General features: G+C 40.7%; 11 protein-coding genes. 2 read left to right on the top strand and 9 right to left on the bottom strand.

The annotated features are described in order from the left end of the window. Positions 1–27 precede the first annotated feature (27 nt). The 7 genes from fabF to yceD all read right to left on the bottom strand — a co-directional run bounded on the left by fabF (position 28) and on the right by yceD (position 5,463). Positions 28–1,266, bottom strand: coding sequence for a beta-ketoacyl-ACP synthase II (fabF, locus tag GQR55_RS16240; protein WP_166421422.1), 1,239 nt, complete (start codon positions 1,264–1,266; stop codon positions 28–30). A 215-nt stretch (positions 1,267–1,481) separates the two neighbouring features. Continuing rightward, positions 1,482–1,718, bottom strand: coding sequence for an acyl carrier protein (gene acpP, locus GQR55_RS16235; RefSeq protein WP_002962377.1), 237 nt, complete (start codon positions 1,716–1,718; stop codon positions 1,482–1,484). A gap of 250 nt (positions 1,719–1,968) precedes the next feature. Continuing rightward, positions 1,969–2,715 carry a 3-oxoacyl-ACP reductase FabG gene (gene fabG, locus GQR55_RS16230; RefSeq protein WP_166421421.1) on the bottom strand — a complete coding sequence of 249 codons (747 nt, stop codon included), beginning with the start codon at positions 2,713–2,715 and terminating at the stop codon, positions 1,969–1,971. A gap of 11 nt (positions 2,716–2,726) precedes the next feature. Next, positions 2,727–3,653 (bottom strand): ACP S-malonyltransferase, encoded by a 927-nt coding sequence (gene fabD / locus GQR55_RS16225; protein WP_166421420.1) that lies wholly within the window; start codon positions 3,651–3,653, stop codon positions 2,727–2,729. Between the two features lie 52 nt (positions 3,654–3,705). Beyond that, positions 3,706–4,746, bottom strand: coding sequence for a phosphate acyltransferase PlsX (gene plsX / locus GQR55_RS16220; RefSeq protein ID WP_007585728.1), 1,041 nt, complete (start codon positions 4,744–4,746; stop codon positions 3,706–3,708). A gap of 12 nt (positions 4,747–4,758) precedes the next feature. After that, positions 4,759–4,929 (bottom strand): 50S ribosomal protein L32, encoded by a 171-nt coding sequence (gene rpmF, locus GQR55_RS16215; RefSeq protein ID WP_002962381.1) that lies wholly within the window; start codon positions 4,927–4,929, stop codon positions 4,759–4,761. A 9-nt stretch (positions 4,930–4,938) separates the two neighbouring features. After that, positions 4,939–5,463 carry a 23S rRNA accumulation protein YceD gene (yceD, locus tag GQR55_RS16210; protein ID WP_166421419.1) on the bottom strand — a complete coding sequence of 175 codons (525 nt, stop codon included), beginning with the start codon at positions 5,461–5,463 and terminating at the stop codon, positions 4,939–4,941. A gap of 131 nt (positions 5,464–5,594) precedes the next feature. Here yceD and GQR55_RS16205 point away from each other — a divergent pair, with 131 nt between their 5' ends. Then, positions 5,595–6,194 carry a Maf family nucleotide pyrophosphatase gene (locus GQR55_RS16205; RefSeq protein WP_166421418.1) on the top strand — a complete coding sequence of 200 codons (600 nt, stop codon included), beginning with the start codon at positions 5,595–5,597 and terminating at the stop codon, positions 6,192–6,194. A 9-nt stretch (positions 6,195–6,203) separates the two neighbouring features. Here GQR55_RS16205 and GQR55_RS16200 read toward each other — a convergent pair whose 3' ends face one another. Further along, positions 6,204–6,866: an HAD-IA family hydrolase gene (locus GQR55_RS16200; RefSeq protein WP_197239137.1), complete on the bottom strand. Its 663-nt coding sequence runs from the start codon at positions 6,864–6,866 to the stop codon at positions 6,204–6,206. Further along, positions 6,863–7,822, bottom strand: coding sequence for a 23S rRNA pseudouridine(955/2504/2580) synthase RluC (gene rluC, locus GQR55_RS16195; RefSeq protein WP_166421417.1), 960 nt, complete (start codon positions 7,820–7,822; stop codon positions 6,863–6,865). Before rluC ends, GQR55_RS16200 begins: the two co-directional genes overlap by 4 nt. A 772-nt stretch (positions 7,823–8,594) precedes the next feature. Here rluC and rne point away from each other — a divergent pair. Further along, a complete protein-coding gene (gene rne / locus GQR55_RS16190) occupies positions 8,595–11,771 on the top strand; it encodes a ribonuclease E (RefSeq protein ID WP_166421416.1) in 3,177 nt (1,058 codons plus the stop codon). Positions 11,772–11,973: the final 202 nt, after the last annotated feature.

The raw sequence follows: 11,973 nt of genomic DNA, 5'->3' as shown, positions 1-11,973 counted from the left end.
TATAATTTGATTCGTTGTTAAAAAAGATTATACCTTTTTAAATAGCAACGAGCCATTAGTACCACCAAAACCGAACGAGTTACACAGTGCAAAGTCTAACTTTGCATCACGTGCAGTGTGAGCAATATAATCTAAGTCACACCCTTCGTCTGGGTTATCAAGGTTGATAGTTGGCGACACTTTTTGATCTGTCAGTGATAAAATCGAAATAATCGATTCAACTGAACCTGCAGCACCTAACAAGTGACCCATCATCGATTTAGACGAGCCTACCATTACATCTTTAGCTGCATTACCAAAAATAGACTTAACAGCGGCAGTTTCTGCTTTATCGCCTGCATTTGTAGATGTACCGTGTGCGTTAATGTAACCAATTTGCTCAGCGTTTACTTGCGCATCGTTTAGTGCGTTTTGCATTGCAAGTGCCGCGCCCGCACCATCTTCTGGTGGTGACGTCATGTGGTAGGCATCGCCACTCATACCAAAGCCTACAAGCTCAGCATAAATTTTAGCGCCACGTGCTTTAGCATGTTCGTACTCTTCTACTACAACAACACCAGCACCGTCAGAAAGCACAAAGCCATCGCGGTCTTTATCCCAAGGACGAGAAGCCGCTCGTGGATCGTCGTTACGTGTTGAAAGTGCACGTGCAGCATTAAAGCCACCCATACCAATTGGGGTACAGGCTTTTTCTGCACCGCCAGCAACCATTGCATCTGCATCACCGTAGGCAATCATACGCGCTGCATGGCCAATATTATGCAAACCAGTTGTACAAGCAGTTACAATTGAAATATTAGGACCACGAAGTCCATGCATTATTGATAAATGACCTGAGATCATATTAATAATGGTAGACGGCACATAAAATGGCGATAACTTGCGCGGACCACTGTTAAGTAACTTAATGTGGTTTTCTTCGATAAGTGTTAAGCCACCAATACCAGAGCCCACGGCTACACCAATGCGTGCTGCGTTTTGCTCTGTGATTTCAAGGCCTGAATCTTTAAAGGCTTGAACACCCGCTGCAATGCCGTACTGAATAAACAAGTCCATTTTTTTAGTATCTTTCGCTGACATGTATGCAGTTGCATCAAAGTCATTTATTAAACCAGCGAATTTAGTACCAAATTTTGATGTATCAAAGTGCGTTATTGTTTGAATGCCACTTTTACCATCTAATAAGCCTTGCCAGGTTGATTGAACATCATTACCTAGCGGCGTCAACATTCCTAAGCCAGTTACGACAACTCGACGTTTAGCCACGGTTTGCCTCCAATAAGGGGAATTTTACAAGGGGATGATCATACCCAAGCTACCTCAAAGTGCTAGTCCCAAAATAGATTAAAAACGCATAACACAATCAAAATTAATTTTTAGCTAAAATTGAGCATGGAGGCTTAAGTTTTGAATCACGAACTTTGAGGTGGTTTGGATATAAAAATTAAAGGCAGCGGATGCTGCCTTTAACGTGCGATTAATTACTCAGCGTGTGCTGTAACGTAATCGATAGCAGTTTGTACTGTAGTGATCTTCTCAGCTTCTTCATCTGGGATCTCAGTATCAAACTCTTCTTCAAGAGCCATTACTAGTTCAACAGTATCAAGAGAATCTGCACCTAGGTCATCTACGAAAGAAGATTCATTTTTAACTTCTTCTTCTTTAACACCTAGTTGTTCAATGATAATTTTCTTTACGCGTTCTTGGATATCGCTCATTCTTCTTTCCTTTATTAAAAACGCCAATGCGTTATTTTCAGATTGCGGCGTAGTTTACGCCGCATAATTCTCTGATTCAATGATTTGACCATAAATAATTGTCTGGTCAAACCTCTGAGTGTGTGTTTTGTCTTTTATCGCTTATTTTCGCAGCGATTTCAAGTATGTTTAAAGCAAGTTCACAAATAATTCAATGTTTTTGAGGTAACTTACTTAACTTTATCAAGTAGCAATGTGGGTACAATGGCTATTAAACCATGTACATCGCACCATTTACATGCAAAGTTTCGCCTGATACATACGCAGCCTCGTCAGATGCTAAATAACATACTGCAGCCGCAATTTCGTCAGGTTGACCTAAACGCCCTGCTGGAACATTTGCAAGTGTTGCTGCTTTTTGCTCATCAGTTAAATTATCAGTCATGTCTGTTTGAATAAAACCAGGTGCGATTACGTTAACTGTAATACCGCGTGATGCAACTTCGCGCGCAAGTGACTTAGAAAAACCAATTACACCCGCTTTAGCCGCTGCATAATTAGCTTGACCTGCATTACCCATAGTACCCACTACTGAGCCAATGTTAATAATACGGCCTTTCTTTTTCTTCATCATTGGACGAAGTACCGCTTTAGATAAACGGAAAACTGAGCTTAAATTAGTGTCGATTATATCGTCCCACTCAACCTCTTTCATACGCATTAATAAGTTATCGCGTGTAATACCTGCGTTATTTACAAGTACGTCAATATCGCCTAAATCAGCTTTTATTGCAGCAAGTGTTGCTTCAATAGATGCAGGATCGGTTACGTTTAATACATAACCTTTACCATTGTCACCTAAGTATTCACTGATTTTAGCAGCGCCTGACTCACTTGTCGCAGTACCTGCAACTTTTGCACCTTGTGCAACTAATGTTGTTGCAATTGCTTTACCAATACCACGGCTGGCGCCAGTAATTAGGACAATTTTGCCCTCTAATGAAAATAAATTAGACATTTTATATACTCTTATTTAGCTGCATCAATTGAAGCGGCGTCGTTTACTGAGCCACAGATCATTGCTTTATCAATTCGTTTAGCAAGTCCTGTTAATACTTTACCAGGACCAAATTCGTAGCTTTGTGTTACATCTTGCGCAACCAAGGCTTGTACTGTTTCTGTCCAGCGAACTGGGCTGTAAAGCTGGCGTACTAATGCGTCTTTAATTGCATCAGCTGACGTTTCAGCTTTTACATCAACATTATTAATTACATCACACTTAGGTGTATTAAATGTTAAAGCGGCTAAGTCTGCTGCTAGCTTGTCAGCTGCTGGCTTCATTAACTCACAATGTGACGGTACACTAACAGAAAGTGGTAATGCGCGTTTAGCACCTGCATCTTTACATGCTTGCGATGCTCTCTCTACTGCCGCTTTATGCCCTGCAATAACAACTTGACCAGGAGAATTGTAGTTAACTGGAGATACAACTTCACCTTGTGCTGATTGCTCACACGCTGTTTTAATTTCTTCATCGCCTAAGCCAATGATAGCAGCCATTGAGCCTACGCCTGCTGGTACAGCTTCTTGCATGTACAAACCACGGTTTTCTACAAGCTTTACAGCTTCGCTCAAGCTTAATACGTCGCTACATACTAACGCTGAGTACTCGCCTAAGCTATGGCCCGCCATAACAACGTCTGTATCAGGGTTAGCTGCTAACCAATCACGGTAAATAGCAACACTTGCGGTTAGTAATGCAGGTTGTGTGCGGTGGGTTTGATTTAATTTTTCTTCTGGGCCATTAAGAACTAGCTCTGCTAAGTCGTAACCCAGTGCGTCTGATGCTTCTGCGAATGTTGCTTTAACAATGTCAGAACTCTCTAGTAGCTCTTGTAACATACCAACGCTTTGTGAGCCTTGACCTGGGAATAGAAGTGCAATTTTTTGTGCCATACTTTGCTCTTTTTAATTAAACAAATAAATAATGAAATACACGGCACATCAATTATTGATTAACCGCCGTGTCTTTAGAATGTGTTTTTTCGAAAATAGCGGCTATTTTATCAGGAAGTTGACGTTCAACCTCTTTTACCGCTTCATCAATTGCTGCTTGAAATGCTTTAGCTGACGCATTTCCATGACTTTTAACGACAATACCGCGCAATCCTACCAGAGAAGCACCGTTATACTGGTCGGGGTTCACCCTTTTATAGAGTTTTTTTATTATTGGGCGCAATATAAACGCCATACATTTATATAAAAGGTGCTTTTCGAGTGCGGTTGTAAACTTATTCATAATAAGCTTGGCAATGCCTTCACATGTTTTAAGTGCTACGTTGCCAACAAACCCTTCGCATACAATGACATCAGCCTTACCCGAAAAAATATCACTTCCTTCGCTGTAACCAATATAATTTATATGTGGGCTTTGCTGCATTAATTGTGCAGCTTGTTTAATGTCGTCGTGGCCTTTAATGTCCTCAGCGCCAATATTTAATAAACTAACGCGAGGATTATCCAAACCAAGTGCTTGTCCAGCAACAATAGAGCCCATAATGCCAAACTGATAGAGCATTTGCGCATCACAATGCACATTAGCACCTAAGTCAAGTAAATATACTGGGTTTTTAAGCTCTGTAGGAACAGATGAAATGAGTGCGGCACGTTTAACACCTGGCAGCATTTTTAATACATAGTGAGCCATAAAAAATAGAGCGCCGGTATTACCTGAGCTAACACATGCTTGAGCCTCGCCCGATTTAACTAAATCTAGGGCAACACGCATAGATGAATCTTTTTTTGAACGCACAGCAATTGCTGGTTCACAGGCATTAGTGACTATTTCACTACAGTGACGAATTATGAGTCTAGGATGAGGTAGAGAATCGAGGGATTCGAGTTCTTTAGATATAACGTGTTCATTGCCACATAAAATGAGAGTTAAATTGGCATGAGCATTTACTGCACAAACGGCAGCAGGAATAGATGAACGGGGGCCGTAATCGCCCCCCATCATATCTAACGCTATGGTTAGATCTTTCAGCATATAAGTAATCTCTTATTTAGAAATTACTTGAACGCCTTTGTAGTAACCATCTGCAGTCACATGGTGACGACGATGAGTCTCACCAGATGTTTGATCTACAGTTAAAGTTGGACCACTGATCGCATCGTGTGAACGGCGCATGCCGCGTCTTGCACGAGACTTTTTGCTTTTTTGTACAGCCATAGTCTTCTCCTAAGAATCTTTCTTAAGTTGTTTCAAAATATCAAATGGATTAGGTTTATCATCTTCCGCCTTTAATACACCAAAGCTGGCAGGCTTTGCTGAATAACTGCATGAAGCTTCGTTGTGGGTAGCCACTAATGGAACTGCTAAAATTAGCTCGTCTTCAATTAAATCAAAAACGTTAATTTCACCATTTTCATCAAGCGCTACTTCATCGTAGTCTTCTGGAAAAATATCCAACTCTGTATCTTCACCTACTGGTGAATATGCAAAGTCTTGAACCAAATCCAACCCTAAATCACCATTACAACGTTGACAAATGACAGTAACGTGTGTGGACAAATTGCCTCTAATCACAGCGAAACCTTGATCATCGTTTTTGCAATGTATTTTTACCGCTATTTCACCTACTTCTTCCTGCACAACTTTCTCTAAACGAGTAAGTTTTTCAAGCGGTACAATTCCGTCATACTTTAAACGGTGCTGCGCTGCTTTGCCTGGATGAAGAGTGATGGGAATTTTCACCTTTTGCATAGGGGCTGCATCATATAGATAGTTAGTTTGTTAGTCAAAGTAAAAAACCATTTTTACTTGGTTTTTAACGTGTTTTACTCTCGGATCTGATTTATCCTAACTCAATCTGAATTATTGAAGGAAAACAGTCCGTGAAGCACCCACTCATTTTAGCGTCAAGCTCGCCTTTTAGGCAGTCTTTATTACAAAAATTTAATTTACCATTTGATACGTTTTCACCGGATGTTGACGAATCAGCACTTGAAGCCGAAACACCTACTGAACTGGTTAAGCGTTTAAGTGAATTAAAAGCCTCAGCAGCTAATAAACACTTTAACAAAGGGTTAGCTATTGGATCAGACCAAGTCGCTGTGTTTAACAATCAAATTTTAGGTAAACCACATAATAAACAAAATGCCGTAAAACAACTAAATTTATTTAGCGGCAATACTGTAACATTTTTAACAGGGCTTTGTGTTTACGATATTGTAACTGGCACTAAAAAAACGAGTGTTGAACCCTTTGATGTTACTTTTAAAATACTTAGTGATGCACAAATTAGTGCTTATTGCGACGCAGAGCAGCCTTATAACTGTGCTGGTAGTTTTAAAAGCGAAGGGTTGGGTATTTGTTTATTTGAAAAACTAACGGGTGACGATCCTAATAGTTTAATTGGATTACCATTAATTAAACTCAGCCAATTACTGGCTGAGTTTGGTATTGATGTACTTAATGCTCAAAACAAGTTCTAGTTAAATAAATTAGCCAAGCAAAACCTGTTGCAGCTGCAGATAGTTATCTACAGTGGCAATAGGGCTAAGCTCATTTAGTTGCTGAGCGTTGTGTACGCCCATAGTTACACCAATTCTATCCATGCCAGCGGCTTTTGCCATGTTCATGTCTATTTGAGTGTCACCAATCATTACAGCGTCATTAGCGCTTATGCCAAGTTCTTCTAGTAATTGATACAACATATCTGGAGAGGGCTTAGATTGCGCTTCGTCGCTAGTACGCGTTGCACTAAAAAAGTGGCGCAATTTACTTTGTTCAAGTAAACGATCTAATCCATCCCTACCTTTACCTGTAGCAACGGCTAAAACAATGCCCTGCTCTTTTAAGGTACCTAAAACGCTGGCAACATTGTCAAATACAGGAGTAGGTGTGGTATCCACACTATATTGATGCTTATAACCAGAAATTAACGCTTGATGCTGCGCTGCATTATTGGGAAATAAAACGTCAATTGCTTTTTCAAGCGACATACCAATAATGTTTTTAATGGCTTCGTCACTAGGTGGCACTAAATTAAGTAACTCGGCGCTACTACGAATACAGTTAACTATTTTAGTGACTGAATCCATAACAGTGCCGTCCCAATCAAAAATAACGAGCTTATATTTTTTAATTGGAGTCACTGCAATCACAGTTTTGCATCACGTAATTTTAGTAATGTACTTTTAAGCGTTTTATCCAGCGGTGCTTCTACTCGCATCGTTGTTTCGTTTTTAGGATGATAAAAAGTTAAATCGTGTGCGTGTAAAAACAATCGGTTTAAACCAACTTTACGCATAGAATCGTCAAAACCCTGATCGCCGTATTTATCGTCGCACGCTATTGGGTGGCCTTTACATTGCGTGTGCACACGAATTTGGTGCGTACGTCCTGTTACAGGCGATGCTTGTACCAATGAGCAATCGTTAAAGCGCTCTAATACTTTAAAACGAGTATGTGAAGGTTTACCCTCAGTGTTATCTACGCGTACTACGCGCTCACCCGATTTAAGAGTGTTTTTACGCAGCCCTTCGGTAACGTTTTTAGTTTTAGAATCCCACTGCCCTTCTACAAGTGCCCAGTAGTTTTTTTCCATTGTTTTTTCACGAAGTTGTTCATGCAATGCGGTTAACACCGAACGACGCTTCGCGATAAGTAAACAACCCGATGTATCACGGTCAAGCCTATGAACTAGTTCAAGGCTGCGCTCTTCTGGGCGAAGTGCTCGTAGTGCTTCAATTAAACCATAACTTAAGCCACTGCCACCATGAACAGCCATACCTGATGGCTTATTGATAACGATGAGGTATTTATCTTCAAATAAAATATCGTTTTCAAGGCGCGTTACTTTGTCTAACTTTGATGGAACAAATTCTTCACGCTCAGCAACTCTGATAGGTGCAATACGCAGTACATCTTCAAGCTGTAGTTTATATACAGGCTTAATACGCTTTTTATTAACACGTACCTCACCTTTGCGCAAAAGTTTATAAATAGCGCTTTTAGGCACCCCTTTTAAATGGGTAATAAGAAAGTTATCAATACGCTGACCTAAATGGTCTTCGTTGATCGTGACATAAGTTACTTGTAAGTCGTTTTTTTCTGACATTGCCTAATCACTAATTTAAGTAAAATAATTTAGTTGCTAACACTGTAATAATAGTGGGATAATCAGCAGCGCAAATATTTAGTATTTGCAAATAACAACGGTGCTTTTTAACACATTAAAACATTCGTGATGCACATTCTGGGTAGCCGATCATACAGATCCGAGTTAAGTTTTCCAAAGCTTTTATGCCTCCTCAGTTAACACGTGCGATCAATTAACGGCAATGCGCGTAATATATTGCTGGTTAAGTTTGAACATGAAACGATTTTTAACGTGCTAGAGAAAGCAATGAACAGATAATTTGTCTGATAGTGACGACGTAAAAAACGTCGTTCAGCACTAGCTCAATTATTGTAGTACCGTACAGCAGCTTATTTAGAACTAAAAAAATCTAATAAATAAGCGTTCATTAACATCGGCAGCGATTTTTGCTCTTAAAACGGATATTAGCGATACATCAGTATGTATTGCTCACCAACTTAATGAGCCCTACGCGCCTAATATGAATGATATTTAGTAAGATTAATATGACAGGCCGACTTCTGGGTAAAACTTGTAAACGTAGCTGAAAAGCCGACAGTTTTAGCACCATTAAGAATTTAATAGCGATAATAATTGCTATTGTTTGCCAGCATTTAAAATACTGCATACGAGAAACAGAGCCGTTCCGTTAAAGACCCAGTCGTGAGGCTGCACATTCTAAAAATAGGGACAACTGAACAGGCGATAAAAACATCGTCATGTCAGCGACATAAATAAGTAGAGTAACAATATGAAACGTATGCTAATCAATGCAACGCAGCAAGAAGAAATGCGCGTAGCACTGGTTGATGGCCAGCGCCTTTATGATTTAGATATCGAAAGCCCAGGTCACGAACAGAAAAAAGCCAATATTTATAAAGGCAAAATCACTCGCATTGAACCATCTCTTGAAGCAGCATTTGTTGATTACGGTGCTGACCGCCATGGTTTCCTTCCTTTAAAAGAAATTGCCCGTACTTACTTCCCTGCAGGTTACACTTTTCATGGTCGCCCTAATATTCGCGACGTGATCAAAGAAGGTCAAGAAGTTATAGTACAAGTTGATAAAGAAGAGCGTGGCCAAAAAGGCGCTGCGTTAACTACTTTTATCAGTGTTGCTGGTAGCTACTTAGTGCTTATGCCTAACAACCCACGTGCTGGCGGTATTTCTCGTCGCATTGAAGGTGATGAACGTACTGAACTTAAAGAAGCATTGGGTCGTTTAGAACTTCCTAAAGGTATGGGCTTAATTGTGCGTACTGCCGGTGTTGGTAAATCGTTTGAAGAATTAAACTACGATTTAAAAGCATTATTAGTACATTGGGAAGCAATTAGACAAGCAGCCGATAGTGCTAAAGCGCCATTTTTAATACACCAAGAAAGCAATGTAATATTCCGTGCGATACGCGATTATTTACGTCGTGATATTGGCGAAATTTTAATTGATAAACCACGTGTTTTTGAAGAAGCTAAAGCGCACATTGAGCGTTTTCGTCCTGACTTTATGAGCCGTGTTAAGCTTTATCAAGGCGATACTCCTTTATTTACGCATTACCAAATTGAAAGCCAAATTGAGTCTGCGTTCCAGCGTGAAGTACGTCTGCCTTCTGGTGGTTCAATTGTAATTGACCCAACTGAAGCACTAACGTCTATCGATATCAACTCGTCTAAAGCAACTAAAGGCGGCGATATTGAAGAAACAGCACTTAATACTAACTTAGAAGCAGCTGATGAGATTGCACGTCAATTACGTCTTCGTGACTTAGGTGGTTTAATTGTTATCGACTTTATCGATATGACGCCTCCACGTCATCAACGTGAAGTAGAAAATCGTTTAAAAGATGCTGCTCGTCCAGATCGTGCGCGTGTTCAAATTGGTAAAATTTCACGCTTTGGTTTACTTGAAATGTCGCGTCAGCGTTTGCGTCCTTCATTAGGTGAAGCAAGCCAAGGACCATGCCCACGTTGTAGTGGACAAGGTACTATTCGTTCAAATGAATCTATCGCACTTTCTATTCTTCGTTTAATTGAAGAAGAAGCAATTAAAGACAATACAGCACAAGTAAATGCACAAGTGCCTGTTGCCGTTGCTGCTTATTTATTAAATGAGCAACGTCGTAGTGTTCATCGCATTGAAAAGCATCACAAATGTGACGTAGTGATTATTCCTAATCAACATATGGAAACACCACATTACGAAGTTATGCGTTTACGTAAAGACGAAACACTTGAAACGGTAAGTTACGGACAAGTTGTTGCGCCAGAACCTGAAGCATTTGAGATGTCAAAATCACCAAGTGCACCAGTACGTGAAGAGCCAATGCTAAAAGGTGTTGTAATGCCTTCTACACCAGCTCCACAAGCAACGCCTACTCCAGTAGCTCAGCCTGTAGTGACAGAGACTAAAACTGAAGGTGGCTTGTTTGAAGCAATCACTAAATGGTTTAAATCGTTATTTGCAAGCGAAACAGTAGAAGAGAAAAAAGAAGCTGTAGAAAAAGAGCAGCAAGAAGCGCGTAATAACGCTCGCCGTGGTAACGATAATCGTCGTCGTAATAACAACCAACGTCGTCGTAATAATAACCCGCGCACTAATAAACCACGCAATGAGCGCCCTGCAGCTGAAGAGGAAGTTAAAACAGACTCACCAGCAGCAACTAGTACTGAGACTCAAGAGAGAAGCGAGAACCGTAATAAGCGTCGTCGTAACCCTAACTCTCGTAAGCGCCCAGAGCATAAAAGTGAAGAAAAAGATCAAGTTAAAACTGAAGCTCCTGTAAAAGCAGAAGTAGAAGTAGAAACTGATTCTAAGCCAGCTCAGGCTGTAGAGCCTAAAGAGCAAAAGCCTAAAGTTCGCCGTCAACGTCGTAACATACGTAAAAAAGTACGTCTGCAAGATGAAAACGCTGAGCAAGCTAACTCAACAGAGCAAACACCTGAACAAGCGGTAGTGACTGACACTCCACAAGTTCAAGAGCAAGCACCAGTTGTAGAAAAGCAAACACAAGCTCCGGCAGAAAAAACAGCGCATATTAAAGAAGAGAAAGTTGATATTGAAACTGTTGATTCTAACGATGAAACAGCAACTACAGAAGATGAGCAAGAGCAAACACGTACACGCTCACGCCGTTCTCCTCGTCATCTTCGTGCATCTGGTCAACGTCGTCGTCGTCCTGAAGGTGAAGCAGAAGTTAAATCTGATGAAGCCCCTGCATTTGTTCCAGTTGCTGATCAAGCAGCTGCAGAATATGAAGCAGAACTTAAAGCTAAATCTGAAGAAACACCTGTAGATGCAGCGCAGCAAATTGAACAAGCCGTTGCCGTTGAAGACTTAGCAAAAGTTGAAGCTGTAGAAGAGCCAGCTAAAGTTGAAGCGCCTGTAGTAACTGAAGAGCCAGCTAAAGTTGAAACTCCAGTAGCAACTGAAGAGCCAACTAAAGTTGAAACTCCAGTCGTAACAGAAGAGCCAGCTAAAGTTGAAGCGCCGGTGGTAACTGAAGAACCTGCTAAAGTTGAAGCGCCAGTAGTAGCTGAAGAGCCTGCTAAAGTTGAAACTCCAGTAGTAACTGAAGAGCCAACTGAAGTTGAAACTCCAGTAGTAACTGAAGAGCCAGCTAAAGTTAAAACGCCAGTCGTAACTGAAGAGCCAGCTAATGTTGAAGCGCCAGTCGTAACTGAAGCTCCAGCAAAAGCTGAAACTCCTGTTGTGACTAAAGCACCGCATGTGAAAACAGCGGTAACTCAAGGGTCTGCAAGTGCACCAATGGCACAGCCTACTCCTGTAGCTGATAGCGAAGTAAAACATACATCTGTAGCAATGGCTCACGATAAGCGTGAACTAGTGCCAGACAGTGGTTTACGTGCAGGTTCTATCAAACCTGCTGGTCGTGCAAGCTCTGCAACGACTAAAACAATGAGTGTTGATTAATAACTAACACTCATTAAAAAAGCCCCGCTATTTAATAAATAGCGGGGCTTTTTTGTTTAAACGCCTAAAAGCCTGACCTATCAAAAGATTAAACACATAAAAGCGATGCTTTTCGCGCAAGCAAGCTTTGCGCCTTGTATCTCTCATTGATAAATGATTAGCTATCATTTATCACATCGAAGTCAGTGAGCTTGCCTTTGCG

The organism is Pseudoalteromonas sp. Z1A8, assembly GCF_011378855.1.
GTDB lineage: Bacteria > Pseudomonadota > Gammaproteobacteria > Enterobacterales > Alteromonadaceae > Pseudoalteromonas.
This window is presented reverse-complemented; position numbering and strand designations above follow the sequence as displayed.